Annotated in this window: 42 protein-coding genes and 1 tRNA gene; 39 read left to right on the top strand and 4 right to left on the bottom strand. The window is 37.8% G+C overall.

The genetic code is table 11. The annotated features are described in order from the left end of the window. The first annotated feature begins 11 nt into the window (after positions 1–11). The 8 genes from DW036_RS07885 to DW036_RS07850 all read left to right on the top strand — a co-directional run bounded on the left by DW036_RS07885 (position 12) and on the right by DW036_RS07850 (position 4,871). On the top strand, positions 12–605 hold the full coding sequence (locus tag DW036_RS07885) for a hypothetical protein (RefSeq protein ID WP_118462748.1): 594 nt from the start codon (positions 12–14) through the stop codon (positions 603–605). Next, on the top strand, positions 568–1,005 hold the full coding sequence (locus DW036_RS07880; RefSeq protein WP_233560343.1) for a hypothetical protein: 438 nt from the start codon (positions 568–570) through the stop codon (positions 1,003–1,005). The genes DW036_RS07885 and DW036_RS07880 overlap by 38 nt, the downstream gene beginning before the upstream one ends. Then, complete coding sequence (gene xerA, locus DW036_RS07875; RefSeq protein WP_118424092.1) at positions 1,005–2,021, top strand: site-specific tyrosine recombinase/integron integrase; 1,017 nt, start codon at positions 1,005–1,007, stop codon at positions 2,019–2,021. The genes DW036_RS07880 and xerA overlap by 1 nt, the downstream gene beginning before the upstream one ends. Further along, positions 2,018–2,578 (top strand): N-6 DNA methylase, encoded by a 561-nt coding sequence (locus tag DW036_RS07870; protein ID WP_118424091.1) that lies wholly within the window; start codon positions 2,018–2,020, stop codon positions 2,576–2,578. The genes xerA and DW036_RS07870 overlap by 4 nt, the downstream gene beginning before the upstream one ends. A gap of 224 nt (positions 2,579–2,802) precedes the next feature. Next, positions 2,803–3,747 carry a phage integrase SAM-like domain-containing protein gene (locus DW036_RS07865; RefSeq protein WP_118462745.1) on the top strand — a complete coding sequence of 315 codons (945 nt, stop codon included), beginning with the start codon at positions 2,803–2,805 and terminating at the stop codon, positions 3,745–3,747. 25 nt (positions 3,748–3,772) lie between these two features. Next, a complete protein-coding gene (locus DW036_RS07860) occupies positions 3,773–4,180 on the top strand; it encodes a helix-turn-helix domain-containing protein (protein WP_118462742.1) in 408 nt (135 codons plus the stop codon). Beyond that, positions 4,167–4,346, top strand: coding sequence for a hypothetical protein (locus tag DW036_RS07855; RefSeq protein ID WP_118462739.1), 180 nt, complete (start codon positions 4,167–4,169; stop codon positions 4,344–4,346). Before DW036_RS07860 ends, DW036_RS07855 begins: the two co-directional genes overlap by 14 nt. Before the next feature lie 87 nt (positions 4,347–4,433). Beyond that, entirely contained in the window at positions 4,434–4,871 is a 438-nt protein-coding gene (locus DW036_RS07850) for a hypothetical protein (protein WP_118462736.1), read from the top strand. Positions 4,872–4,882: 11 nt separating this feature from the next. Here the strand turns inward: DW036_RS07850 and DW036_RS07845 are convergent, their stop codons facing one another. Both DW036_RS07845 and DW036_RS07840 read right to left on the bottom strand, forming a co-directional pair. Beyond that, a complete protein-coding gene (locus DW036_RS07845) occupies positions 4,883–5,488 on the bottom strand; it encodes a hypothetical protein (RefSeq protein WP_118462733.1) in 606 nt (201 codons plus the stop codon). A gap of 1 nt (position 5,489) precedes the next feature. Continuing rightward, on the bottom strand, positions 5,490–5,735 hold the full coding sequence (locus DW036_RS07840; protein ID WP_224319945.1) for a helix-turn-helix domain-containing protein: 246 nt from the start codon (positions 5,733–5,735) through the stop codon (positions 5,490–5,492). A gap of 189 nt (positions 5,736–5,924) precedes the next feature. Here DW036_RS07840 and DW036_RS07835 point away from each other — a divergent pair, with 189 nt between their 5' ends. From DW036_RS07835 to DW036_RS07770, 14 genes are all read left to right on the top strand, one after another. Beyond that, positions 5,925–6,173, top strand: a complete 249-nt coding sequence (locus DW036_RS07835; RefSeq protein ID WP_118462730.1) for a hypothetical protein — start codon at positions 5,925–5,927, stop codon at positions 6,171–6,173. Positions 6,174–6,242: 69 nt separating this feature from the next. Beyond that, positions 6,243–6,416, top strand: coding sequence for a hypothetical protein (locus DW036_RS07830; RefSeq protein WP_224319944.1), 174 nt, complete (start codon positions 6,243–6,245; stop codon positions 6,414–6,416). A 43-nt stretch (positions 6,417–6,459) separates the two neighbouring features. Next, on the top strand, positions 6,460–6,657 hold the full coding sequence (locus DW036_RS07825; protein ID WP_118462724.1) for a hypothetical protein: 198 nt from the start codon (positions 6,460–6,462) through the stop codon (positions 6,655–6,657). Positions 6,658–6,670: 13 nt separating this feature from the next. Further along, positions 6,671–6,883: a hypothetical protein gene (locus DW036_RS07820; protein WP_118462722.1), complete on the top strand. Its 213-nt coding sequence runs from the start codon at positions 6,671–6,673 to the stop codon at positions 6,881–6,883. Positions 6,884–7,069: 186 nt separating this feature from the next. Then, positions 7,070–7,264, top strand: coding sequence for a hypothetical protein (locus DW036_RS07815; protein WP_224319943.1), 195 nt, complete (start codon positions 7,070–7,072; stop codon positions 7,262–7,264). A 2-nt stretch (positions 7,265–7,266) separates the two neighbouring features. Then, on the top strand, positions 7,267–7,590 hold the full coding sequence (locus tag DW036_RS07810) for a hypothetical protein (protein WP_147401441.1): 324 nt from the start codon (positions 7,267–7,269) through the stop codon (positions 7,588–7,590). Continuing rightward, a complete protein-coding gene (locus DW036_RS07805; protein ID WP_118462713.1) occupies positions 7,587–7,793 on the top strand; it encodes a DUF3873 family protein in 207 nt (68 codons plus the stop codon). The genes DW036_RS07810 and DW036_RS07805 overlap by 4 nt, the downstream gene beginning before the upstream one ends. 71 nt (positions 7,794–7,864) lie before the next feature. Next, positions 7,865–7,937 (top strand) — tRNA-Val (locus DW036_RS07800). A gap of 32 nt (positions 7,938–7,969) precedes the next feature. Then, positions 7,970–8,365 (top strand): ASCH domain-containing protein, encoded by a 396-nt coding sequence (locus tag DW036_RS07795; protein WP_118462710.1) that lies wholly within the window; start codon positions 7,970–7,972, stop codon positions 8,363–8,365. A gap of 131 nt (positions 8,366–8,496) precedes the next feature. After that, positions 8,497–9,186 carry a phosphoadenosine phosphosulfate reductase family protein gene (locus DW036_RS07790; protein ID WP_233560342.1) on the top strand — a complete coding sequence of 230 codons (690 nt, stop codon included), beginning with the start codon at positions 8,497–8,499 and terminating at the stop codon, positions 9,184–9,186. Further along, positions 9,158–9,904 carry a DNA methylase gene (locus tag DW036_RS07785; protein WP_118462707.1) on the top strand — a complete coding sequence of 249 codons (747 nt, stop codon included), beginning with the start codon at positions 9,158–9,160 and terminating at the stop codon, positions 9,902–9,904. The genes DW036_RS07790 and DW036_RS07785 overlap by 29 nt, the downstream gene beginning before the upstream one ends. Position 9,905: 1 nt before the next feature. Continuing rightward, positions 9,906–10,421, top strand: a complete 516-nt coding sequence (locus DW036_RS07780) for a hypothetical protein (protein WP_118462704.1) — start codon at positions 9,906–9,908, stop codon at positions 10,419–10,421. Next, complete coding sequence (locus tag DW036_RS07775; RefSeq protein WP_118462702.1) at positions 10,418–11,686, top strand: PBSX family phage terminase large subunit; 1,269 nt, start codon at positions 10,418–10,420, stop codon at positions 11,684–11,686. Before DW036_RS07780 ends, DW036_RS07775 begins: the two co-directional genes overlap by 4 nt. An 11-nt stretch (positions 11,687–11,697) precedes the next feature. Next, positions 11,698–13,179: a phage portal protein gene (locus DW036_RS07770; RefSeq protein ID WP_118462699.1), complete on the top strand. Its 1,482-nt coding sequence runs from the start codon at positions 11,698–11,700 to the stop codon at positions 13,177–13,179. 64 nt (positions 13,180–13,243) lie between these two features. Here DW036_RS07770 and DW036_RS07765 read toward each other — a convergent pair whose 3' ends face one another. Further along, positions 13,244–13,846 (bottom strand): hypothetical protein, encoded by a 603-nt coding sequence (locus DW036_RS07765; protein ID WP_118462696.1) that lies wholly within the window; start codon positions 13,844–13,846, stop codon positions 13,244–13,246. Positions 13,847–14,082: 236 nt separating this feature from the next. Beyond that, positions 14,083–14,370, bottom strand: a complete 288-nt coding sequence (locus DW036_RS07760) for a helix-turn-helix domain-containing protein (RefSeq protein WP_118462693.1) — start codon at positions 14,368–14,370, stop codon at positions 14,083–14,085. A gap of 190 nt (positions 14,371–14,560) precedes the next feature. Between DW036_RS07760 and DW036_RS07755 the strand changes: the two genes are divergently transcribed. The 17 genes from DW036_RS07755 (at position 14,561) to DW036_RS07675 (ending at position 22,879) form a co-directional block, all read left to right on the top strand. Beyond that, the gene (locus DW036_RS07755) at positions 14,561–14,890 is read left to right on the top strand and encodes an SH3 beta-barrel fold-containing protein (RefSeq protein WP_118462690.1); all 330 of its coding nucleotides are present in this window, start codon (positions 14,561–14,563) and stop codon (positions 14,888–14,890) included. Between the two features lie 2 nt (positions 14,891–14,892). Further along, positions 14,893–15,081: a hypothetical protein gene (locus tag DW036_RS07750; protein WP_118463193.1), complete on the top strand. Its 189-nt coding sequence runs from the start codon at positions 14,893–14,895 to the stop codon at positions 15,079–15,081. 72 nt (positions 15,082–15,153) lie between these two features. Beyond that, a complete protein-coding gene (locus DW036_RS07745; protein ID WP_118462687.1) occupies positions 15,154–15,693 on the top strand; it encodes a GIY-YIG nuclease family protein in 540 nt (179 codons plus the stop codon). Positions 15,694–15,899: 206 nt separating this feature from the next. Then, entirely contained in the window at positions 15,900–16,082 is a 183-nt protein-coding gene (locus DW036_RS07740; protein ID WP_118462684.1) for a type II toxin-antitoxin system HicA family toxin, read from the top strand. 74 nt (positions 16,083–16,156) lie between these two features. Beyond that, positions 16,157–16,564: a type II toxin-antitoxin system HicB family antitoxin gene (locus DW036_RS07735; RefSeq protein ID WP_118462682.1), complete on the top strand. Its 408-nt coding sequence runs from the start codon at positions 16,157–16,159 to the stop codon at positions 16,562–16,564. Between the two features lie 255 nt (positions 16,565–16,819). Next, the gene (locus DW036_RS07730; RefSeq protein WP_118462679.1) at positions 16,820–17,113 is read left to right on the top strand and encodes a type II toxin-antitoxin system HigB family toxin; all 294 of its coding nucleotides are present in this window, start codon (positions 16,820–16,822) and stop codon (positions 17,111–17,113) included. A 4-nt stretch (positions 17,114–17,117) separates the two neighbouring features. Then, positions 17,118–17,483: a type II toxin-antitoxin system HigA family antitoxin gene (locus DW036_RS07725; protein WP_118462676.1), complete on the top strand. Its 366-nt coding sequence runs from the start codon at positions 17,118–17,120 to the stop codon at positions 17,481–17,483. Continuing rightward, on the top strand, positions 17,483–18,154 hold the full coding sequence (locus DW036_RS07720; protein WP_118462673.1) for a hypothetical protein: 672 nt from the start codon (positions 17,483–17,485) through the stop codon (positions 18,152–18,154). The genes DW036_RS07725 and DW036_RS07720 overlap by 1 nt, the downstream gene beginning before the upstream one ends. Before the next feature lie 254 nt (positions 18,155–18,408). Continuing rightward, positions 18,409–19,056, top strand: coding sequence for a hypothetical protein (locus DW036_RS07715; protein WP_118462670.1), 648 nt, complete (start codon positions 18,409–18,411; stop codon positions 19,054–19,056). A 2-nt stretch (positions 19,057–19,058) separates the two neighbouring features. Next, positions 19,059–19,655, top strand: a complete 597-nt coding sequence (locus tag DW036_RS07710; RefSeq protein WP_118462667.1) for a head fiber protein — start codon at positions 19,059–19,061, stop codon at positions 19,653–19,655. Positions 19,656–19,666: 11 nt separating this feature from the next. Then, positions 19,667–20,788 carry a hypothetical protein gene (locus DW036_RS07705; protein WP_118462664.1) on the top strand — a complete coding sequence of 374 codons (1,122 nt, stop codon included), beginning with the start codon at positions 19,667–19,669 and terminating at the stop codon, positions 20,786–20,788. An 11-nt stretch (positions 20,789–20,799) separates the two neighbouring features. Then, the gene (locus DW036_RS07700) at positions 20,800–21,150 is read left to right on the top strand and encodes a hypothetical protein (protein ID WP_118462660.1); all 351 of its coding nucleotides are present in this window, start codon (positions 20,800–20,802) and stop codon (positions 21,148–21,150) included. A gap of 57 nt (positions 21,151–21,207) precedes the next feature. Next, entirely contained in the window at positions 21,208–21,567 is a 360-nt protein-coding gene (locus DW036_RS07695) for a hypothetical protein (protein ID WP_118462657.1), read from the top strand. 1 nt (position 21,568) lies between these two features. Next, positions 21,569–21,883: a DUF6706 family protein gene (locus tag DW036_RS07690; RefSeq protein ID WP_118462654.1), complete on the top strand. Its 315-nt coding sequence runs from the start codon at positions 21,569–21,571 to the stop codon at positions 21,881–21,883. Further along, positions 21,880–22,203, top strand: a complete 324-nt coding sequence (locus DW036_RS07685) for a hypothetical protein (protein ID WP_118462651.1) — start codon at positions 21,880–21,882, stop codon at positions 22,201–22,203. The genes DW036_RS07690 and DW036_RS07685 overlap by 4 nt, the downstream gene beginning before the upstream one ends. After that, on the top strand, positions 22,194–22,490 hold the full coding sequence (locus DW036_RS07680; RefSeq protein ID WP_118462648.1) for a hypothetical protein: 297 nt from the start codon (positions 22,194–22,196) through the stop codon (positions 22,488–22,490). Before DW036_RS07685 ends, DW036_RS07680 begins: the two co-directional genes overlap by 10 nt. Next, positions 22,487–22,879 (top strand): hypothetical protein, encoded by a 393-nt coding sequence (locus DW036_RS07675; RefSeq protein WP_118462645.1) that lies wholly within the window; start codon positions 22,487–22,489, stop codon positions 22,877–22,879. Before DW036_RS07680 ends, DW036_RS07675 begins: the two co-directional genes overlap by 4 nt. The last annotated feature ends 3 nt before the right edge of the window (positions 22,880–22,882 follow it).

The following is a 22,882-nucleotide window of genomic DNA, read 5'->3' as shown; positions in this document are numbered from 1 at the left end:
ACTTAAAAGATATGAGTAAAATAGATTTAAACGCCCTTCGTGATGGGGTATATAAAACCGCTTGTGAGCATGGCTTTCACGATGTAGAATTGAGTAACGAACATTTCATTTGTCTTGTCATTAGCGAGTTAATGAAAGCTATGGAAGCAGACCGAAAAGGTAAACGCGCATGTATAGAAAGTTACAAGTTGCTCTCTCAAGCAAGCATTGAAAGAACTAGAAATCCTGAATATTTCAATGAAGTATCTTTCCTGTACCATATCAAAGATACAGTGGGGGACGAGCTTGCCGATGCTATTATTCGTTTGCTTGACTTATATGGACTTCGAGGAATTGACTTAAACGAAGACGCATTCGATGAGGAAACAATATCAGAATATTCTGTGACCTATCGTAATAAATCATTTACAGAATCAATATTCCATATCATAAAGTTTATTGCTTCAAATAATGAAGTCTTTGTGCGTTCTTGTATCGTACCAGAAATGCTTCTGCTTGAAATCTTCGGACTTGCTAAATATCTTAGTATTGACCTCATGTGGCACGTTGAGCAGAAGATGAAGTATAATGAACTACGCGAAAAGATGCACGGGAAGAAGTATTAACCTCAATACAAGAATAGAAATGAGTGAATTATATATACCACCAGAACGCCCTACAAGAAACCTTGTAAATGGTAGATTTTTGAAAGGGCATACTCCCTTTAACAAGGGAAGAAAGTGGAGTGATTACTTAGATAGTAGGAAGAAGAGAAAGATGCTCAAAAATCTATCTCTTGGAAGAAAGGGCAATCCTTCTATAGCTGGGAATAATGCCAGGCCAATCGTAGCAATCAAAGACAGACGATTAATAGCTGTTTTCCCATCTTCTAATGCTGCCGAAAGAAAAACTGGAATTTGTAGTCGTAATATACGAAGCTGTTGCTCTGGTAAACGGAAACACGCAGGCGGTTACGAATGGTTCTTTGAAAGTGACAATCAGTGGTTAAACATAGTAAATGAATAATGGAAACAAAAGAGAAATTTGTTAGCGACCTTCGGGAAATATTATACAATAGCCATATTCCCAATATCAGCACGGTCATAGACCTTGTATCAGTTGCTTTAAAGGATTTTGAGTTGCGATACAAGGATACCTCATTGGTTCTTTATGATGATAGCGATAAACAAATATTTCACAAATTCTTTGTAGCTAAAGCTGTTGAAGGGCTGTCTAAAAACTCATTGAGTTATTATAACACAATAATATCCAACTTCTTAGTAAAGGTTGGGAAGCATATAAAGGAAATATCAACAGATGATGTGCGCATCTATCTTGCGTGTAAGAAGTTGGAAAAAGTAAGTGATAATACTCTTAATAACATACGCCGGGTTCTTAGTAGCTTTTTCTCTTGGTGCATAGAAGAGAACTATGTAGTTCGAAATCCGATGCTTAGGATAAAGGGTGTTAGACAGGTGAAGAAGATTCGTAAATCTCTTACTGAGGATGAGATGGAGAAGCTAAGATATTCAGCCAGAACCAAGCGAGATAAGGCTATAATTGAGTTTCTATTCTCGACCGGTTGCCGTGTGTCTGAAATGACAAATGTAAATCGAGGTGATCTTGATATGGCTAACGGTCAGGTTGATGTATTGGGAAAGGGACGTAAATTCCGTACGGTGTATCTTTCTTCCCGTTGCAAATTGGCTGTTCAAGAATATCTTTCTACCCGAACCGATAATCTTGAAGCTCTTTTTATATCAACTTGGGAAGGAATGAAGGGTGGCATTGGCGGCACTCCGGTAAGAATGTCTAAATCTGCTGTTGAGATTATGTTGAGGAATCTTGGTGAACGTGTCGGTATATCGAATGTTCATCCGCATAAGTTTAGAAGGACTGCTGCAACAACGGCTTTGAAACGAGGAATGCCCATTGAACAAGTACAGCGTATGTTGGGTCATGAAAGCATACAGACTACGACTATTTATGCTCAGTCAACGAATGACGAAGTGAAGTTGAATCATGAAAAATTTATAGTATGATAATGAATGACATTAATAGGATGCTTGACATAACAGATAGTTATCAGGCGCCTGGTCGATTAATGAATATTCTCATGGGGGATGAAGAAGACCGGATCAAAATATATCGGGCTTTTCTCGATTATTTTAAATGTGATGTTAGTTATGACTGGTTTCATGAGTATTTTGAAGACGAACATGCTGATCGCAAAAATCAGAAGCAAGATTTTACGCCAAAATGCCTGTCTTCATTAGTCGCTAAATTGATGGGGAGTGATGCCGGGGTAACTTACGAGCCGGCAGCCGGTACGGGAGGCATGTTAATTACAAATTGGCATCGTCAACGGTATAATATTCATCCGTTTGATTACGAACCTAACAAACATCTGATTGTAGCCGGTGAGATGTCTGATAAAACAATTCCATTCTTACTTTTTAATTTATCCATTAGAGGTATTTCCGGAATGGTTTTTCATGGAGACACTTTAAAGGGGGAATATAAAGCAGTATATATATTAACAAATGAACGCAATTCACCTGTTTGCTTTTCAACAGTTACCAGATGGAATAGCGTATAACAAATATAAATTAGTGGTCTCATTGTTGGCAATCTTAATGAAGCTCTTAATAAACTGACTATAGCGATTAATAATCGACGTGGGCTGACACCCATAGAAACAAAAGAATTATTTATTTTCTTAAGAAACAGGTAAACTAAATAGTGATTAACCTTTAAAATGATACAGCCGCAACATTACAAGTATTTTCCCCTGTTCAACCCCGTCAGACGAGGAAGGACTACATCAATCACTTTAGGCAGAGCAAACCGCTCGAAGGCGTTTACTTCGCGGACTTTATCCGTGAGGTAGTCGAAAAGAAATCCAGACGCAAGTCTGCACAATATCCCGCCGTTTATGATGCAATCATTAAGCACATAAACAACTTCTCGGAAGAGTATGATTGTGACATCTTCACCAATTCGGTGACCGCTGAGTTTCTGGACGACTTCATAATCTACTTGGAGAACCAGAACTTGAGGCACAATACAATAGTAGGGTATATCTTAAAGATACAGTCTATGGTACGAAAAGCAAGCCAATACAATTATGCAGTCGACTCGACTTATGACGAGATTGGCATGCGGCTGGAGGAAACCTCAGCCGTATTCCTCAGCATGAATGAGATTACTCGTATCTATTACTACAAGTTTCTCAATCAAGACAAAAGAAAGGCAAAAGAACGTATCAGAGACCTGTTTGTTATAGGTTGCCTCACTGCTCTTCGTTATTCTGACTATTCTACGTTGGCTAAAGACAATCTCCAGAACGGATACATTGTAAAACGGACAAAGAAAACCAATGTTGATGTTAAGGTACCAGCGCATGATTATGTAAAAGAAATCTTTGCGAAGTATAACGGTAACATACCTTGCGGCCTGTGCATCCAGTATTTTAACAAGTACCTAAAAGTCATCATGAAGGAGATCGGGCTGAATGATAAGATTACCTACTCATTTACCAAAGGCGGGAAGTTGCAAACTGTCACCCGTGAGAAATGGGAACTTATTAGTAGTCATACAGCCCGCAGAAGTGCAGCTACCAACATGTACCTCACTGGCCGGATGAAAACCTTTGAAATCATGAAACTTACCGGACACCGGACTGAACAGAACTTCTTCCGGTATATCCGGTTGACAGGTGACGATACAGCCCGATCAATTTCCGGGGATATGTTTTTCAGAAAGTAATAACCAATAAACAGTAAATATAGCTATGAATGTAAATTCCAATATCAGAAAACGTAATAAACAAGTTATTTCAGACAGATACAAGAAAGTTGATACAACGGTCAACGCAGATGCCGAACGCCTCGTGGAAGAGCACAGGGAGATTGAGAAAAGGTTATATCCTCTACGCATCGACCAGCGTACTGTTATCTATGTGACCAAAGATAAGTGCACCAAGGAATATGCCCAAAAGAGGCGGCGTCAGTTTGGGATTGAACCCTCTCCAGAAAGGAAAGGAGGAAATCCTCGCGTGCATATTGAAGTTGAAGAGGTAAACAAACTTGTACAGGAAGGGATGCATCTTAAAGACATAGCCCGTACACTTGGAGTAAGCCGAACTACGGTTAGTAAATACATACAGAAATATGATTTAAGAAGAAATGGAAATAAATAAATACTTATATAGCAAAGCTTTTGATAAAGCTTTGAAAGTAGAGTTCCTCACCAATCGTGAAGAACTCTTTTTATATGCAGGCGCTTTGTATTCTGCTATGATGTGGAGTAGGGAAGTGAATGAAAAGAATAGGGTTATTCTGAAAAAGAATAAATATGTAAAATAAGAAAGGAGAACCAAGCGCACGACCACTCAATCCTCCCTCACACGATTATGATGCAAATATACTATTTACTTTTAAAATAATTGTGTTATGGAACTGGATTTTAACAAAATAATTCGTCTTAAAAAAATCAGAATTGAGAAATCAGAACTTTCAGAAGAAGAAAATACCTTAGCTTCACCGATTTTGAGAGATAAAAGCCTTATTAGGGATATCTATAAAATCTTCGTTGAGTTATTGAATAGCCGAAGTCTTCCCCCTTGTATTGATAGTGTAACACAACGAAAGAAGTTCATTTTCATTATCCTGTACCTGTTTTCTCCAAGCTCGCTTGCCGGTGGGAAAATGGCATCAGGGTTACGTCCAGAAATAGCAAAGGTTCTTGGAGTTCAATCAGAATGTACCATTTCCGACAACTGTGCGGATGTCGTGTTTCTGTATCAGAACTATGGGGATTTCAGTGGGGATATAGAGTATCTTTACACCGAAATCGTAAATCGGTTAAAATTCAAAGGGCTAATCAATTAATGAGCCGGAGTTTAGTGCTCCGGCTTTTCTGCGTTACCTACTTTAATTGGTGGAATTATTATTTTAAGTATGTCTTTTATATACTTCTGAACCTTCTTTGTTATGGGACGATAATTTGTAAATTGAATATCTCTTCCGCTATCTAAATCAATATAGACACCATACATTTTATCGCATTCTTGTATTAATTTGTTGAAGTTCTTTAAATTTGAATATCTAGATTCGTAACAGTGTAAGAAATCTCCTAAATCATTGATAGATTTAATAGCTTGTCCTAATTGTCCTTGTGACTCATAACTTTCATCCATTTCAATGTCTTTTTTACATTCAATTAGATGATTTATTAACTCTTTGTCTAAATTATTGCATATTTCAAAAAGTGATTTTGAAAACTCATATTCATTGAGTAATTCCATTTTGAACAATTCTAATGAATTATTGTATTGGGATTCTACTGATTTAATGATATTAGTAATGCTTTCTATGTCTTCTTTGGTAGCAAGATTCTTCCCTTTTTCTTCGTTATATGCTTTCTTTCGAGATATACTGCACAAGAATATAAAGTTCCCTATGGCTAAAATGACAGCAATAATATTGATAATTGTATTGACATCCATATCATTCTCCTTTCTCTATTTTTATCTTTTTTCCACAATGGGGGCAAATAATAGCGTTTTCTTCTTTATCCTCATTCAGTAAGTCAATTATTCCTACATCTAATGCCTTTGCTATTTCACCTAACTTCCCAATGGTAGGGTTGCCGGACACTGCGGCATACAAGGCCTGATATGTCACTCCCATTCTTTTAGCAAGGTCTTGCATGGTAATGCCCTGCTGTTTGCAGATTTCTTGTACTCTTAGCATGATATTCAAATTATAATTTGATGCAAAGATAGGAATAGTTTTCAAATTATACATAGAATATATAAAGAATAGTATCAAAAAATAATTTGAAAAATTTTCTATCAAAATTTGTTTTATTCAAAATAAAATTTGATATTTGCATCGTGATAATAAAAACATAGTTTGAATAACAATTAAAATATATAAGATATGGCAACAAAGAAGATTGATGAAGAGAAGACATTGAAATATGCAGTAGCATTTTACTTCTGCACGTCAGGTAAGGTAAACTTCATGTTAGGCAATAAAATGTATCAGCATATAAATACTGTTTATGACCAAAGAGAAGATGGTAGAGGTTTCAATACTTGTGAGATCGTTTACAACTACAAGGCTCAAAAGTATGAGGTTCTGAATGTAGATACAGAAATAGGTAGCAAAGAGATTACAATATTATAAGTTTAACCGGCAGGGCTTTTGCCCTGCGCAATATAGAAGATTATGAATATAAAAGAAATAGAAATTGGTTTGAGATACAGAATTTCAGGTGATTTAGCTAATGGTCACTATGCAGATGGCACACCACGCATATCGCACGATGATGTAGTAAGAGTGATAAAGAGAGTCACGGATACTCATGTGATTTTAGAGTGTGGACGTATGTTTATCATTAACGACAATCTCAAAATAGAGAAGTTCTAAGTTTTAATCCGGTAGCCTTCGGGCTACCACAATACACACGATTATGAAAGCGGATTTAGTTTTAGTTATCAGCCCCGAAGCCCCATTGATGAAGCAACTGGGCAAAGTGTTGGGTAAGCTATGTACGCCGTACGACTTCTCTACTATAGAGAGGGGTGAAAAGTACATCACCATACAGCATGATGAAACTGGTCTTGTTGTGGCTTATACGAGTGAAGAGAGATTGAATGTGAAATTTTAAATGTTGGATTATTATGGAAACATTGGATAATGAAGGGTGGATAAGGATTGCTGATTGCATTCCTCCCGTTAACGAAAAGGTGAAATTACATACCGGTGACTATGAATATACTGGCACTGTAGATAAAGATGGTGAAGTTTGGGTGTGTTTAGGTTTAAGTGACGAAGAAGAGTATTATAGCAATTTAGATGATGGATATATTACACATTGGAAACCAATAAAATAAATAAAAGCGTATGAATAGAGCAGATGTAATCACGTATTTTGTAATGTTTGTTTTCATTTCAGCCTCTCATGTTACAAAATCAATTAGCAAAACAGATTGCTTATTGTATATTATCTGTATGACATTGATATATATATTACTTGTGTTGTGTAGAATTAAAAGCAATATTGAAAAACGTAAATGATTATGAGCAAAGAATATAGAGTTGTAAGATACTTCGATGGCTATCCCGAATACACCATGTGCAAATGCGATACAATTGAAGAAGCAAGGGTTAAATGCAAAGAGCATAACGATAAAGAGAACAAGCCTTATATCAGCTATCATATATTGGTAGATGGCGATGAGAAATTTGGTGGTAAAACTTATAGAACTGAATGATTATGAGAAATGAAGATATAGAAGCAATGGCAGATATATTTCAAGAATATGATATTTCTGCATCAACCGATGTAATCGAGAAAGTTGCAAGTGATTTTATAGACCATTTGGATGCAATGCGAGATATGGAAATGACACCATTTATGAAAGATAACGGTGAATCGGATTCTCAAAAAGTATTAAGGTTAGAGCGTGAATTAAGCCAAGTTAAAACTGAATTTGCGAGAATATCCAAAGAAAATCAAGTTTACCATGATAGTGTGATGCAAAGACGAAATGCGTCTGAGGTTTGGATTGAAGATAATACAGTAAAATATAGCTTATGAACTCAATAAACGAAAACGGTTGCAGCGTATGCCAGCCCGGTAAAGAGAATTACACTACCTACACAACGAAGTTAGGCAGAAAGAGAGTGAGAATGTACCAGTACGACTATCGTACTGAAAGTGGTGAGCTATTCTCTTGTTGTGCGCCTACCTTAGAGGCATGCAGAGAAAGACGTGATATTTGGCTTAGTTCACGACAATAAACCGATTGTCGTGTATAACGATTGAAGATATTTCGTTATCTTTGGTTGTGGTAGTACCTTTGGGGTACTATCGCGGGGTAGAGCAGTGGTCAGCTCGCTACTTTGACTTGGTAGAGGTCCGGGGTTCGAATCCCTGTCCCGCAACTATGAATATTAATTAAAAAAATGACACGATTATGAAGGTACTTGCATTAACTATTAAACAACAGCCTTTCAACGAAATTTTGACTGGCGAGAAAACTGAAGAATTTAGAGAATTAAGACCTACCATGTATTGTTCAAGATATGTTGTTTATCGTGGCGATGATGGTAAAATCTACAAAATGGCATCACTCGTACCTAAAGGTGTTGACTGTAAGCCTGAAATAGTAAAATATGATGCGCTAAAGCTAATAACAGGTGAACAAAAAGGTACACGCCCTTATTTGATTGTTGAGGTAAAATCAGCACAAATAGAAGTCATAACAGACAAAAACGATAATGTTATAACGTATGAGAAAGACGGTATGATGTATGCTATGGCTCAAATAGTTTATAAGTTGGGCAAAGTTTTAGAAAAATTCAATTGTTAAACCATAAAAATTAATTGCCGAGTCTATAATTATCAAAGAGGTGACAATATTGGCGCACGAAGAGGTGTGTCAGGTCGTATTCAAAACAGAGAGCAGCAACAGAGGGACTATAACCGTTTGTTTGGTGCGAAATGATGAATATACAGCAACATTCATCAAAAGTTATAGCCACGGTCAGAAGTCAGACTGACCGTGTGCTATTGTTTTATTCATGTGGCAAAGATTCTATCGCAATGCTCGATATGGTTGCGCCACTTTTTAAAGAAGTGGTATGCGTATTTATGTATTTTGTCAAAGGATTGAATCATATAAATAGATTCATAAATTACTCAAAATCAAAATACAGTAACGTGACATTTCTTGAAGTGCCACATTGGAATTTGTCAAGGGTATTGAAAATTGGATTATTTTGCCAACCACAGAAAGACATCAAAATACTGAAATTAGCAGATGTGATAGAACGTGTCAGAGCGCATATAGGCATTGACTGGTGCTTTCTTGGTATGAAACAATCAGATAGTCTGAATCGCAGGTTAATGCTTAGGACATACGAAGATGAAGCGATAAACATAAAGTCAAAAATAGCCTATCCTTTATCATTGTGGAAAAAAAAAGAAGTGCTTGCATATATTAAATTCCATAATCTTCCAACTCCTGTTGAATACTCTAAAGAAGCCGGTAATGGGCTTTGGTTTGATATAAAAGTATTCTTATGGTTAAAGAAAAATGAGCCGGAGGACTTACAGAAAATATTAAAGGCATTTCCATTATCAGAAAAAATATTATTCGATTATGAGCAAAGAACTAAACAGATACTTTAAATCGGAGCCGGTAGAAATCGCTCGCAGTAGCATTCGTTTTGCCAATTATAATCCAAGGAAGATAACGGATTCTGCGTTGAAAAAGTTAAAGCAGAATATTAAACGTGTTGGAATGCTTGGAGGTATTATATGGAATGAGCGGACAAATAATTTGGTTTCTGGTCATCAACGTGTAACCGTTTTGGATCAACTCAATGGATATGACGGTACAACTGAAACGGATTATATACTTCGTGTTGACAAGGTAAACCTATCAGAAAAAGAGGAAAAAGAACAGAATATCTTTATGAACAATCAATCTGTTCAAGGAGAATTTGATATAGAAGCCTTGCGCAATTTATTACCTGAGATTGATTTTAAGAGTGCAGGATTAACAGAACAGGATTTATCAATCATTGGTATAGACTTTGATATGCCTGTTTTAGAAGATATACGGGCAGGAATAGAAGATATGTCCAGCTCTTATAATGAAGATAAGGACAGAGAAAAGAAAATTGCTGAATTATCAAGAGAAGCCAAAATTGCACATAATAAGGAAGTTAAGCAACAAGTAAAGGAGAATGCGCAGAAGCAAGCCGAGGATATGGATGCTTATGTGATGTTATCCTTTGATACCTATGAAGCTAAAGCCGTTTTCTGTGAGAGATTCGGTTATGATCCGGATATGAAATTCATAAAAGGAGAAGTGTTTGATGAACAAGTAGAACGGGTAGATTGATATGAGCAATAGTGAATCTCAAAACCAAAAAGGTCGTGGAGGAAGAAAGCCTAAGTTTGACTATACAAGCGAGGACTTTCTTTCTCTTGTAGAGTCGTATGCCAAAAAGGGATTCACTGATAAGGAAATTGCTCATGCCGTTGGGTTATGTCCTCAAACTTTTTGTGAGAAGAAAGGTGAGTACCCCGAATTGAACGAAGTATTATCGCGTGCGCGTTGTGCTATAAACGCTCTTGTACGTGCTAAGTTCCTTGCTATGGCTCTTGGTGGTATTAAGACTAAGAACACCACTATCAGAAAAATTAAGGACAGAGAGGGCAACCTGACGGGCGAGGAAGAAGTTCAAATCGTAGAAGGTGAACTGGCTCCAAGTTTACAAGCGCAGTCTGTTTGGTTATATCATTACGATGAAGATTGGAGAAAAGTTGAACGTAAGCAGGATGAAGAAGCTGACATTCCTACTGACATAAACCACGGTATCAGTATTGATTCCTGGATTAAAGACAAACTGAAATGATAACTCCCCAAACAATATATCACCCCTTATACACCGATAACGAGAAATTCATTATCCTTATCACCGGTGGACGTGGATCGGGAAAGTCTTTCAATGCTTCCACTTTCATCGAGCGATTGACCTTTGAACTCACAGAAACTGAGAAGATAGTCCACCAGATTCTCTATACTCGCTATACGATGGTTTCCGCTGGTATGTCTATCATCCCCGAAATGATGGAGAAGATAGACCTCGATGGAACTACTAAGTATTTCAAGACTACCAAGACGGATATAGTCAATAAAATGACTAAGAGCCGTATCATGTTCCGAGGTATCAAGACTTCATCTGGTAATCAGACGGCAAAATTGAAGTCTATTCAAGGTATCACTACTTTTGTCTGTGATGAAGCGGAAGAGTGGACGAATGAGGAAGAGTTCGACAAGATAATGCTCTCCATTCGTAAGAAAGGGATTCAGAACCGGATTATCATCATAATGAATCCTTGTGATTCCAATCACTTCATTTACAAAAAGTATATTGAGAATACTCACAAGCTGGTAGAGATTGACGGAGTTCAGGTTCAAATCTCCACTCATCCTAATGTACTTCATATCCATACGACATATCTTGATAACTTGGAGAACCTTTCTCCTGAGTTCCTTAAAGAGGTAGAGGACATGAAGGAGAATAACCCGGAGAAATATGCTCATGTGGTTATCGGTCGTTGGGCTGATGTGGCGGAAGGTGCCGTATTCAAGAAGTGGGGTATTGTGAAAGAGTTCCCACAGGAATGCAAAAAGGTAGGAATAGGGCAGGATTTCGGATTTACTAATGATCCTTCCGCTGCTGTAAGATGTGGCATCATTGATAACCGTTTGTATGTTGATGAACTTTTCTATGAAACGGATATGCTTTCGTCGGCTATTGCCAACAGGTTAAAGCCTTTCTCTATGAAAGTTTTTGCCGATTCGCAAGACCCTCGATTGATTCAAGAGATAAAGAACAGAGGCGTGAATATCTATCCGGTAGATAAGTTTCCCGGCTCAATTAAAGCGGGTATTGATAAGATTAAAGACATGGAGTTCTTTGTAACAGAACGCTCTTACAATCTTATTACTGAACTTCGGAAATATGTTTGGGACAAAGATAAGGATGGAAACTACATCAATGAGCCAGTAGATGAATATAATCATTTGATGGATGCCATTAGATATTATGTATTGGGTTGTTTGCTTGGACGCATTTTGAAACCGAAAGATTTAACAGGAATATTCACACACTAAAAATGTAAGCTATGCCATTAAGTTTAGAAGAAATATTAGCATTACCCGATATCGGACAGAAAATAAGCTATTTAAAGAAGGGGCGGAAAACCGAACTTCCAGACCGTTGTAAACTTTGGGATGATTGGAATCCTGAACGCCATGAAATCATGGTTGACAAAGAGAAGTACCCGGATAGAAAAGTTCTTGAAAAGGAAGCGGAAAAGGTCTTCGATGAAAAGACAGGAAAGACCTACGAAATCGAAGCGAAATACAAGACCGAACCAGTGAACCGTATCTCCATTCCTTTGGAGCAGGATATAGTGAACATTCAAACGGCTTTTACTGTCGGCACCGAGCCGTCAATGGATTGCACTCCAACAGATGATGACGAAAAGAAACTGTTGGATGCGGTCAAAGCTGTATTCAAATCCAACAAAATCAAGTACCAGAACAAAAAGATTGTCCGTTCTTGGCTTTCCGAACTGGAAGTTGCAGAATATTGGTATGTTACCGATGATGATTCGTTTTGGGCTAAGTTCTGGAAAAAGGTAAAGACTACCTTCGGAGGAAAGGTAAAACCTACCAAGAAGCTGAAAAGCGTATTATGGTCTCCGTTCCGTGGGGATAAGCTTTATCCGTTCTTCAATGATGAAGGTAAGATGATTGCTTTCTCACGTGAGTACAAGAAGAAGCTCATGGATGATTCGGAGATAACTTGCTTTATGACTATCACTGATAAGATGGTCTATCAGTGGGATTTGGCTAAGGGGTATGAGGAAAGAACTTCATTTGCTCATGGCTTCTCTAAGTTACCGGTTCTCTACGCTTATCGTCCTGAACCTTATTGCAAGAAGATAAAGACCTTCCGGGTCCGGTTGGAAAAACTGTTATCTAATTACGCAGACTGTATAGACTACCATTTCTTCCCATTGCTAAAATTAGTCGGTGATGTGGAAGGCTTTGTCGGGAAGAATAAAGACAAAATCGTGAAGCTTACCGGGCAGGGTGCAGATGCTCAATATTTGACGTGGAACCAAGTCCCAGAAACAATACGTTTTGAAGCCGAAACACTTACGAACAACGCTTATGATATGTCCAATACTCCAAGAATATCCTTTGAGACATTGAAGGGTGTAGGCAAAGCATCAGGAACCGCTTTCCGTTTCATGTTCATGGGTGCCCATATGAGCGTAAGTAATCATGCGGAAGTGATAGGTGAGTTTTTACAGCGAAGGGTTAATTTCCTTGTTTCTGCTTTAGGCTCTATCAATCCAACCGAGTTTAGCAAGGCATCACAGACCATCGACATAGAAACGGAACTTGCTCCATATATGATTGATGACTTGAACGATAAGGTGGCTACTGCCGTCTCCGCTGTCAGTGGTGGCATTTGGTCAACACGTGAGGGGATTATGTTTGCCGGGAATGCTGATAGGGTAGAAGAGGAACTTGCAGAAATCAAAGAGGAGCAAGCAGCAAAGAATGAGCAAATCGGAAATAAGGAAACATAATTTTAAGAAAGAGGGGAGTAAATCCCCTCTTTATATTTCTTTTTCTATTTTTCCGATCGGAAGATTATGATACCGAAGGCTCTCCAATATGTGAATAAGCACCTCTAATTTCACCTATAGGTACAAGTTGCAGTGGTATTTCTAGTACATCATCATTATAAGCAATTTCAAGTCTCCATCTATATAATGGAAGTTCATCATAACCATCGGATTGTCGTACAGTTATTATATTATCCATAAAGGTAATAGACTTAATCTCATCCTTCTGGACTTTCAAATCGGTCATGGGGAAAGATATAGTACTAAAAGTGTCTTTAACTTGTTTGAGAAAACTCTGTTCTTCTATTTGTTTTATATCCAACTTGTTCAAGGGAATACCTCTAAAAAAAGTTATCTCATTTCTTCCACTAAAAATATCTCCCACAAAATCAAATTCATTTTTTAACTTCACTTCCTTAATAGTGATGAGTCCATCTTTTGCAAAAAGGCGAATATTTAACTGCATCTGATATTCTCCTGCATGCACATACCGTGTACTAAACGATACAAGTTCAGCTCTTAAGTGAGGTTTACGTATAAAATCTTTATATACTATAATCCCTAAATTTATAATACCAAGAGCAAAACCACCAAAAGCGGCTATCGGTGTCAATGCTGAAAAGTCCATATCCAATTTCTTAATATATTATATCATCAACATATCCAATACAAGCATAGGAACCTTGGAAAGATGTAAGCACTAAGTATTTGCCATCTCTAAAGTCGATCTCAATATTAGATATTCGATGTCCTATGCTTGCACAGTATTCAATGATATCATTTAATGAAGTTACAGGAACTTGTGTGTACCCGTTGGGGTGAAAATAAATCGTTTTCATAATATTACCTCCTTTTTTTATTGGTTTATAATTTACCAGCCAAATTCTTCACATCTTCCGCTGATTTAACTTCATGCACTATATCTCCGACCTTTACGAAGCCGATAACATTACTGGCATTAGGCTTTTCAAATAGTTCGGCAAGAGGAATATTTAATGTATTTGCAATCTTTTCTAATGTTTGCAACTGCGGATATTCCCCTCGTAAAGTCTTATTCAGACTTATATCAGATATTCCCATTTTTTCTGCTAACTCTTTTTGAGTTATACCTTGCCCTTGACAAAGTTCTTTTATCCTTGTTCTAAAGTCCATAATACTATATAGTTTTATTCGGCAAAAATAGATATTTATACCACATAATACAATTATATGACTAAAATAAATCTACTTAGTTTTATTTTTAACATTATTTATTGCTTTAGATATTGTAGAATTAAACTAATTAGTTTTACTTTGCAATATCAAATTAAACGAAGTAGTATAATTAAAAACATATAAGAGTATGAGCACAAAATTTAGAAGTCAGATGAAAGAGGTTATGTCAATGGCATGGTCTTTTGTTCGCAAGAACGGTTATTCAATGAGTGAAGCATTAAAATGCGCATGGGCTAATTTGAAGCTCAAAGCAGCTTTGAAAGTAAAAGTAGTAGAGTTCTACTTCAAGAAAACCGATGGTTCGTTACGTCAAGCCTTTGGCACTCTCTTAGAAAGCAGAGTACCCGAAACAAAAGGTACAAGTAGAAAGCCAAATGATAACTTACAGACCTATTTTGATACAGAGGTCGGTGATTGGCGTTGCTTCAAGAAGTGTAACCTAATTAAAATCGCATGATTATGACACTAATAGCTGAAAATCAAGAAGTAAAAATATACCGTCATAAAACAGTAGGCGGTTGGATTAACGTATATCAGTTCAGAAATGGCGAATTGGTGTTCGGGTCAAAGAAAGTATCAGTTCTGAATAGATTTGAGAAAACTCAGGTTTATAAGAGAATTTGTATGGCGATCAACTACAACAATTAAATCAACACGATTATTAAAAGGCAGTCTTGCACGACTTTAAAGGCTGCCTTTATTATTAATAGAGCAAAAAGTATGAATGAAAATTATAAATATAATCAAAGAGAGCACGCCCAAAGTATTTATGTTGTTTTAAATGAAGAAACTAAGCGCGTTAAAATCGGGATAGCATATTGCGTAAAAACAAGGTTTTCAAGTTTGGTTTCTGCATCGGGATGTAGATTGAAACTTATGTATTACACAGAAAGAATAATTGGTGCTTGTGATATAGAGAAGCAAGCCCACGAAAGATTTAATGAAGATAGATACATAGGCGAATGGTTTAATATAAAATGGGAAGATGCTGTAAATTGTATAAAAAGTCTTCTTGTTGATTATACGAACCGTAATTCTAAAAGTATGGATGCTGTAATCGAGAGTGAATATGAAACTATTGAACAGCCTCAAATAATCTCTAAAAAGAAAAAAGAAACGTGGTATGGTAGTAATGAAAGAGTTTTAGATATATCTCTTGGTAAGTTTAAGAGAGTAGATAAAGATATATATCAAAACAAGCAAGGGAAATTATTTAAGATTGTATATCGAGACAAACAATGGCTAATAACCAATTTGTAATCTGCTCCTTAGTCAGAAAAATTGCGTGGTTTATAATTTTAGTATAAGAAAAATAGAATATTTAGCAGTGATTCTTACGGAGTTGCTGCTATTTTATTGGATCTATTGTTAAAAGTAACAAAAATGTTACTAATCTTATGGGGCATACTTGTTTGGTAGTAACAAAAACGTTATCTTTGTGTTGAATTTAAAAGCTCATTGAAATTATGAAAGTATCAGAATTAGTAAGAATGCTTACGAAAGCTGGTTGTTTTATTCATCGTCATGGTTCTAATCATGATATTTGGTATAGTCCAATAACCAAACAGACTTTTCCAGTACCAAGACATGAGAGCCAAGAAATGAGAGACGGCACATTAAAGAGCATTAAGAAGATGGCGGGGATTTAATCCCTGCCACTTACTTACTGAATTGAGAAGCATATTTCAATGGCTTTTAAATTTCAAATCAAAAACAAAGAGTTATGAAGATACTTGCTATTATTGAAAAGGGAGCAGATGGTTTATACTCCATCTATTCGGATGATATGTTACTTAATCATGGATTGGGTGGATATGGTTCAAGCGTGGAAGAGGCGAAGGCTGACTTCTTTGAAAGTATTAAAGAAGCAAAGGAAATGATTATAGAGGAAGGTAAAGTTCTTCCTGATGGAGCGGATGCTATTGATGTAGTGTTTAAATACGACCTTCAATCATTCTTTAATTATTTTGATTGGATAAATGTTAGCCAGTTTGCCAAGAAGGTAGGAATAAATGAATCAAAGATGCGACAGTACAAAAACGGATTGGCATTCGCTGGAGAATCAACCACAAAGAAGATTCTCGATACTATAAAGAATATCGGAGCAGAATTACAATCTGCTACTTTATAAATTCAAAGCTTTTAAATTCAAAATTAAGGCGTGAGGCTCCGGCTATTCACGCCTTTTTGGTTTTATACACCTGTATCTTCTATTAACTTCAACTTTGCTCCGTATTTGGGGCAGATAAAGCTATTCCCTCCAACCTCATCCGGTGATGCAAAGAGTTGCCACTAATTTTTATGTGCATTGGTTATAAATATTAGAATATTATTTTGAATTATAGAATTATATACATATCTTTGTCAAACGATAATTGAGTAACCAATGAGAATATTTACTGAACAAGCATTAAAAGAATATGCAGAGAACCATCCCGACTCGAAGGTCGCTTTGCAAGAATGGACCACCATTGTAAAGCAAAGCAAGTGGACTTGCTTTGCCGATATTAAGAAAACATTTAATAGCGTTGATAATGTAGGTAATCAGCACTATGTTTTCAACATCAAAGGTAACAACTATCGTTTGGTAGTAGTGATTAAATTCACCATTCAGTTTGTGTATATTCGCTTTATTGGTACTCATAAAGAATATGATAAAATAGATTGCGCTAATATTTAGGATTATGACAAAGATAGAAAATCAAGCCCAGTATGAATGGGCGGTGAAAAGAGTAGAGGAGCTTCTTCCATTGGTGAAAGATGATACTCCTTTGAATGACCCAAATAGCATAGAATTGGAGCTTCTTTCTAATTTGGTTGCTGATTATTCCGAAGAACATTTTGCTTTGGGAGAACCTTCACTTGTGGATGTCCTTAAACTTCGTATGTACGAAATGGGGCTTAATCAAAAATCACTTGCAAAGTTGGTGGGTATTAGCCCCTCACGTCTTAGCGATTATATCTCTGGTAAATGTGAGCCCACTTTGAAGGTAGCCAGGGAAATAAGTCGGAAGTTGAATATTGATGCAAATATAGTATTAGGGGTATAATGGGGGATTTTCTTAGTAAAATATGGGATTTCTTTTCAAATGAAAGAATTTCATTGACTCCGAAAATTACTATTCCTTTATTTCTTATCATAATAGTGTTTCTTTTTGTAGACTATTATGGCTTTTTTTATTATTATGCAAATAGTGAAAAGGTAGAATATCTATCAAAAATAGAGGAAGCAAAAGAAAGATGTTCTTCTGATACTATAATTGTTTCTTATTTGGATGAAATGCTATATGATGCTGTAAATAGGAAAAATATATTTCAGCAATTTGCTATGCTGTTTGAGAATGAAGATGTGTCTCATGTTCCTGAGATTTTGGATAAAAATGATAATAGCGACTCTTTTGAAATAGAACGTATTTTTCCATTATGCGAAAGAAACCAGTTGTGGCATACTGCAACTGCATCTTTGTTTTGGATACTTTGGTTAGTGCTTTTATCGATTATGCTACTTTATATACCTTTTTCACCCGGTGATAATAGATTGAATTTAATGTTTGGAATGATAATAGGAATAGGGGTGATTACTTTACTTATATGGGTGACCCAATGGTTATTTGGACTTATTCCTGTTATATTAGGAAGAGCGTATATTAATTATATAATACAACTTGCTGTAAACTTAGTTCCAATGGTTTTGTTTGCTATAAAAAGTAAAAAGAAATAAGTATATTAACGATTTTGCAGGCGTGATTCCATTTGGTTTCACGCCTTTTTTATACTCATTTCCCACAATCGCCTGATTGTGGTTTTCTACCACTCTAATTATTTCCCTTTCATCCACTTACTGACTACTTTATATACCGTATTTACGACAATCAATCCATTGTCGTAAATGGGAAGCCTAAATATTTATCAATCATCTGTATTGGTGGTATTTTTACTTCCGCAAATTGAATCTCAAATTTTAATTCATACGGTATGACAATTTTAGAACAAATTTTGGCAGGACTACACCAGAAATTCACTGGGGTAGACACTGCTATCTTAACCCGAATTGCCACCAAAAAGGCAGAGGGTGTAACGGACGAGACAAAGGTAAACTCCATCGTTGAGGGTATCAGTTTTTCGGACGTGCTTAATTCCTATGGTGATTTCCGTGCCGGGGATGCTTCAAAAACGGCAGTGACTAACTACGAGAAGAAGCATAACCTTAAAGACGGTAAGCCAGTCGAGACTACCACTACTACCACAACCATCAAAGCGGAAGACAAGCCGGATGATATGGCTACCATCATTGCCAATGCAGTGAGTGCAGCCGTTAAACCGCTTTCTGACAAGCTCGCTCAGTTTGAAACGGAAAAGTCGCAAGCAACCCGGCAGGAGCAGATTATGGCAAAGGCAAAGGAGTATGGTATTCCCGAAAACTACGCCAAGCGATGCGCCATCAAAGACGATGAGGACTTGGATACTTATTTCAAGGACTTGAAACAGGAGTTCGCAAATGACGGCTTCAAAGGCGTAACCCCTCCCGAATCAGCGGAAGCGAAGATTGAGAAAGAAGCTGAATCTATCGCCAAGATGATTGACGAGGGAACGAATGCTATTGTTGAACAAAACAAGAATTAATTATGTCAGCAGGATTTAAGTATGACTTGGTTCCGCCTGTTGAGCAAGAGGAACGTTACGATGTCCAGACAGGCATCCGTAGACGTGGCCCGTTCAAGCTCGACACGCAGAACCTTGTAGTGGGAAGTTTTCTTCCTGGATTTACACCGATTTGTGCGGACTTGAAAAACAAGTTCGCTTATGCGGTAATCAATGTGGAAGTAGTGGAAGCATACGCAACCGGTGATACTGCATTGTCCATTAAGGTAGCCAAGAACTCTTTGGCATACACGGGTATGTTCATCGGAAGCGGTACGAAAGGTGCGGAAGTAACGGCTATTGACAAGACCAACAAAGTGTATGATGTATTGACTATCAAGGCTGCTTTTGGTGAGGACATAGCCAGAGATGCGGTACTCTTTGAGGCGGTTGCGGTTGATGGTTTGAAGCAGAAGCACGTGGCAAATTCGGCTCTGTTTAACCGTACAAAGGTTGAGGACGGAATCACACTGGTTTCATTGCTTCGTACAGCCGCAGAGATTGAGCCTTCAAAATTGGTTATGCCGTTCTCTGAGAACGATAAAGCCAACATGAAGGGATGGTTTGAATTTAACGAGTAAGGAGGTAAGATATGTTTTTAACGATTCAAACATTATTCGATGACGCGAACATTGTTTCCGCTATCATCCGACGTGTGAACCAGACACGTAAGGACACAATCTATTGGCAGCAGTATCTTACTTTCCGTAGAGTAACTACTCGTGTGTTCAAAGATTATATCGGTTCTGTAACTGGGGTAATGGCTGGTTCTATCAACTCACGTTTTGGAGAGAAACCTATTCGTGAACGTAGGAATATCGGTTCTGGCTATGGTGAGATTGCCTATTTGGGTGATGCTTATCAGATGTCTATTGACCGTCTTTCCGAATTGCAGGATTTGATTGACAAGTTCAATGCAGCTAAGCCAGCCGACCAAAAGGCTGCAATGGAAGAGATTGTAAACTTCCTGGCAGACGACTACCGTCAGATTACCCTTGCAGCCCACAAGCGTATGGATATTATTGTCGGTGCGCTGTTAATGCTTGGTGAAGCCACCGTTTACAACAAGGATGCCGCAATCACTTCCGGTCAGACCAATAATAAACTGCTGGAGATTGCCCTTCCGTTCAACTTTATCAAGCCGACAAGTGGAGATGTGGTTGTGGACGGAAAGAATATGTTTATCTCTTATTTGAGAGAGAAACTTCATTCCTTGGCACCGGACTATGGCGTTTATGCCAAGATGGTTATGACTCGTGCATCTTTCAACAAGCTTATTCTTGGTTCATCTGAATTTGGTGAGCAGTACAAGATGATTCTCGGCAGCAACGAAATGAAGTTGAGTACGGGATTGGTTTCCTCTTCTTTGGCTTCCGAAGTGTTCACCGGCATCGGTTTGCCGCGTATTGAAATCAAGGAGGACTACGTGAAAGACCAGACGGGAAAGAATGTGCAGATTTACGCGGATAACCGTATTACTCTGTTACCTTCTGACAACATTGGTTATATGCGCCATCATACCCCGTATGAAGCGACAGACCCGGTACAGGGACGTACTTATATCCCGTCAGAGGGGCAGATGCTTATCTCTAACTACCGTGACAAAAACGGTCGCTACATGGAATATACGGCAGAGTGGATTCCGCAGATTTCCAATCCAGATTTGATAACCAATTTCGATTTGAGCGAAATTGCATCCATCCAATCAGCATAAGGGGGTAGGATATGAAAGTAAAGGTTATATCAGTTTTCCGCGACAAGTTCACCGGAAAGTATTATGCTCCCGGTGAAGTGATTGAAGTCGGTGAGGAAGCCCGTGTGCTGGATATGGAAAGCCGCAGACTTGCTGAACGGATTGAGGTAAAAAATCCCGAAGTGAAAGCCCCTGAAGAAAAGAAAGAGGTGAAAATTTCCCTCTTTGAAAAGGAGTTTGAGAAGAAGGCTTTGATTGATGCTTTGAAGTCTATCGGTGCGCAGGCTTCCGGCAATATGAAAGAGGAAACTCTTTTGTCTAAGGTTTCAGAACTGGATGAAGAATCAACAGCCAAACTGAAAGAAGCATTAGGTATCGAGTAAAAGGATAGGGTAGTGCTTCTACCCTTCCATTGTCTAATTTTATAAATCAGAAAAGAAATGAAGAATTTTATTTTTGCCATGTGTGGCTTTTTGATGATGTCTTTGGTCTCGTTGGGCGTGCAGGCCTCAAGTGTGGAATCTCCCAAGTGTGAGTATGTGAATCCATCTGTTGATGTTGGTTTGTCAGACATTCAGTGTATCACTTTTGAAGCATCTTCTGTTGATTGTGTTGTGCTGATCACTCCGCAGCCAATATTTAAGGTTGTGGATAGTCCGGTGAAGCAAACAGTAACTATTACGGCAATGCAAAGGAAACAGATTTCAGTTCCTAAATGCCCGTTCCGGTACGTCTATAAGCCGAAGTATTGCACACATTATAGCCATATAGCATATAGTAAACTGATTACACCATATTAAGATGACGGTAAACGACTACATACAACAGAAGTTTCAGACATTCGGCATTAACCTGTCGGAAGCTGACCTTTTGGATATGTGTCTTACCTCGAAGATAAGCGGAGAGGATGAGATGAACGAGGATTGCCAAACGCGGGTGTCGGTGGCAATTGCGAAGTTTATCCCCTCTCTATTGCTTCGTGCCACTTCTATCAGTGAAAGCGGTTTTTCTATGTCTTGGAATCTTGAAGGGATAAAGCAGTACTACTCTTTTATCTGCAGGATGTACGGATTGAAAGATGAATTAAGTAACAAACCTAAAGTGACCTTTTTATGATATTCGCTCCACACATATTACAGGTAAAGGTTATCACTCCGATGGATAAGGATGAGTTCGGAAGACCCATCCCTGATACTGGTGGTGAAAGCTGGCAAGATGTATGCAAGTGCCGTTGTGATGATAACACAACTAAAGAGTTTACGTCTGATAACGGTTCTGTGTATCGTCCTAACTACCATGTGGTGTGCGAGAAGAGAATCACTGTCAAGGCAGGGGATGAAGTCCGTTGCATGGATGGCGATAATTTGAGAGGGCAAGGCGAGGTTTATACGGTGAAGAGTACGAACTACTTTAACTACTCGGAATTATGGATGTAGATTTCGATTTTTCCGATGTCGATTCCTTTTTCGATGAAGGCGAATGGGAAGTCGAAAAGAAGATGATTGATGTGGGCGATGAAGCCGTGAAGTACGCAGAGGAACACGGCGATTATCAAGATCGCACACTGATTTTGAGAACGTCCAATGATTACGATGTTGATGAAAGCGGTTTAACTCTGAAAAACGAAGCGGAATATGCTTCATTCGTGGAATCCAAGGGGTTTGATGTTTTGAGTGGTGCCGCTTTATATGCAGAGAAACGATTAAAAGAAGAATTTGAATGATAGTAACTACCGACATAGGAAACATTCTCTATCGGGATTGCAAGGCTTTCAGGATAGATATAGTACCAGTAGGGGAAACCCTGACGGGCGAATTGAAGTCTGAAAGAATTGTCATTCACACGAAGAAACAACAACCGGAAACATATTGGAAGAAGTCCTTTGCCGAGGTAAATATCTGTGTGCCTAATTTGAGTGAGAATGAAGCGAACTCTATCCGTCTGAATGAGCTTGAAAGGCAAGCCAACAAGTTATTCGACGATGTGGTAAGCACCTATGACGACACAGCCTATCGTTACTCAATCGAATCAATCGGTACGGAAGCGGACACAGCTTTGAAGTGTCATTATGTGAATGTGAGAATTTTATTTGAAGTGTTAAATGTAAATTAGAAA

The sequence above is a fragment of the Bacteroides sp. AF39-11AC genome, assembly GCF_003474285.1.
Classification (GTDB): domain Bacteria; phylum Bacteroidota; class Bacteroidia; order Bacteroidales; family Bacteroidaceae; genus Bacteroides.
The sequence above is the reverse complement of the archived record's forward strand: the minus strand, read 5'-3'. Positions and strand labels throughout refer to the sequence as shown.

Coding starts and splice junctions, on each gene's coding strand:
- DW036_RS07885 (WP_118462748.1), top strand. CDS start 12: ATGAGTAAAATAGATTTAAACGCCCTTCGTGATGGGGTATATAAAACC.
- DW036_RS07880 (WP_233560343.1), top strand. CDS start 568: ATGAACTACGCGAAAAGATGCACGGGAAGAAGTATTAACCTCAATACA.
- xerA (WP_118424092.1), top strand. CDS start 1,005: ATGGAAACAAAAGAGAAATTTGTTAGCGACCTTCGGGAAATATTATAC.
- DW036_RS07870 (WP_118424091.1), top strand. CDS start 2,018: ATGATAATGAATGACATTAATAGGATGCTTGACATAACAGATAGTTAT.
- DW036_RS07860 (WP_118462742.1), top strand. CDS start 3,773: ATGAATGTAAATTCCAATATCAGAAAACGTAATAAACAAGTTATTTCA.
- DW036_RS07855 (WP_118462739.1), top strand. CDS start 4,167: ATGGAAATAAATAAATACTTATATAGCAAAGCTTTTGATAAAGCTTTG.
- DW036_RS07850 (WP_118462736.1), top strand. CDS start 4,434: ATGGAACTGGATTTTAACAAAATAATTCGTCTTAAAAAAATCAGAATT.
- DW036_RS07845 (WP_118462733.1), bottom strand. CDS start 5,488: ATGGATGTCAATACAATTATCAATATTATTGCTGTCATTTTAGCCATA.
- DW036_RS07840 (WP_224319945.1), bottom strand. CDS start 5,735: ATGCTAAGAGTACAAGAAATCTGCAAACAGCAGGGCATTACCATGCAA.
- DW036_RS07835 (WP_118462730.1), top strand. CDS start 5,925: ATGGCAACAAAGAAGATTGATGAAGAGAAGACATTGAAATATGCAGTA.
- DW036_RS07825 (WP_118462724.1), top strand. CDS start 6,460: ATGAAAGCGGATTTAGTTTTAGTTATCAGCCCCGAAGCCCCATTGATG.
- DW036_RS07820 (WP_118462722.1), top strand. CDS start 6,671: ATGGAAACATTGGATAATGAAGGGTGGATAAGGATTGCTGATTGCATT.
- DW036_RS07815 (WP_224319943.1), top strand. CDS start 7,070: ATGAGCAAAGAATATAGAGTTGTAAGATACTTCGATGGCTATCCCGAA.
- DW036_RS07810 (WP_147401441.1), top strand. CDS start 7,267: ATGAGAAATGAAGATATAGAAGCAATGGCAGATATATTTCAAGAATAT.
- DW036_RS07805 (WP_118462713.1), top strand. CDS start 7,587: ATGAACTCAATAAACGAAAACGGTTGCAGCGTATGCCAGCCCGGTAAA.
- DW036_RS07795 (WP_118462710.1), top strand. CDS start 7,970: ATGAAGGTACTTGCATTAACTATTAAACAACAGCCTTTCAACGAAATT.
- DW036_RS07790 (WP_233560342.1), top strand. CDS start 8,497: ATGATGAATATACAGCAACATTCATCAAAAGTTATAGCCACGGTCAGA.
- DW036_RS07785 (WP_118462707.1), top strand. CDS start 9,158: ATGAGCAAAGAACTAAACAGATACTTTAAATCGGAGCCGGTAGAAATC.
- DW036_RS07780 (WP_118462704.1), top strand. CDS start 9,906: ATGAGCAATAGTGAATCTCAAAACCAAAAAGGTCGTGGAGGAAGAAAG.
- DW036_RS07775 (WP_118462702.1), top strand. CDS start 10,418: ATGATAACTCCCCAAACAATATATCACCCCTTATACACCGATAACGAG.
- DW036_RS07770 (WP_118462699.1), top strand. CDS start 11,698: ATGCCATTAAGTTTAGAAGAAATATTAGCATTACCCGATATCGGACAG.
- DW036_RS07765 (WP_118462696.1), bottom strand. CDS start 13,846: ATGGACTTTTCAGCATTGACACCGATAGCCGCTTTTGGTGGTTTTGCT.
- DW036_RS07760 (WP_118462693.1), bottom strand. CDS start 14,370: ATGGACTTTAGAACAAGGATAAAAGAACTTTGTCAAGGGCAAGGTATA.
- DW036_RS07755 (WP_118462690.1), top strand. CDS start 14,561: ATGAGCACAAAATTTAGAAGTCAGATGAAAGAGGTTATGTCAATGGCA.
- DW036_RS07750 (WP_118463193.1), top strand. CDS start 14,893: ATGACACTAATAGCTGAAAATCAAGAAGTAAAAATATACCGTCATAAA.
- DW036_RS07745 (WP_118462687.1), top strand. CDS start 15,154: ATGAATGAAAATTATAAATATAATCAAAGAGAGCACGCCCAAAGTATT.
- DW036_RS07740 (WP_118462684.1), top strand. CDS start 15,900: ATGAAAGTATCAGAATTAGTAAGAATGCTTACGAAAGCTGGTTGTTTT.
- DW036_RS07735 (WP_118462682.1), top strand. CDS start 16,157: ATGAAGATACTTGCTATTATTGAAAAGGGAGCAGATGGTTTATACTCC.
- DW036_RS07730 (WP_118462679.1), top strand. CDS start 16,820: ATGAGAATATTTACTGAACAAGCATTAAAAGAATATGCAGAGAACCAT.
- DW036_RS07725 (WP_118462676.1), top strand. CDS start 17,118: ATGACAAAGATAGAAAATCAAGCCCAGTATGAATGGGCGGTGAAAAGA.
- DW036_RS07720 (WP_118462673.1), top strand. CDS start 17,483: ATGGGGGATTTTCTTAGTAAAATATGGGATTTCTTTTCAAATGAAAGA.
- DW036_RS07715 (WP_118462670.1), top strand. CDS start 18,409: ATGACAATTTTAGAACAAATTTTGGCAGGACTACACCAGAAATTCACT.
- DW036_RS07710 (WP_118462667.1), top strand. CDS start 19,059: ATGTCAGCAGGATTTAAGTATGACTTGGTTCCGCCTGTTGAGCAAGAG.
- DW036_RS07705 (WP_118462664.1), top strand. CDS start 19,667: ATGTTTTTAACGATTCAAACATTATTCGATGACGCGAACATTGTTTCC.
- DW036_RS07700 (WP_118462660.1), top strand. CDS start 20,800: ATGAAAGTAAAGGTTATATCAGTTTTCCGCGACAAGTTCACCGGAAAG.
- DW036_RS07695 (WP_118462657.1), top strand. CDS start 21,208: ATGAAGAATTTTATTTTTGCCATGTGTGGCTTTTTGATGATGTCTTTG.
- DW036_RS07690 (WP_118462654.1), top strand. CDS start 21,569: ATGACGGTAAACGACTACATACAACAGAAGTTTCAGACATTCGGCATT.
- DW036_RS07685 (WP_118462651.1), top strand. CDS start 21,880: ATGATATTCGCTCCACACATATTACAGGTAAAGGTTATCACTCCGATG.
- DW036_RS07680 (WP_118462648.1), top strand. CDS start 22,194: ATGGATGTAGATTTCGATTTTTCCGATGTCGATTCCTTTTTCGATGAA.
- DW036_RS07675 (WP_118462645.1), top strand. CDS start 22,487: ATGATAGTAACTACCGACATAGGAAACATTCTCTATCGGGATTGCAAG.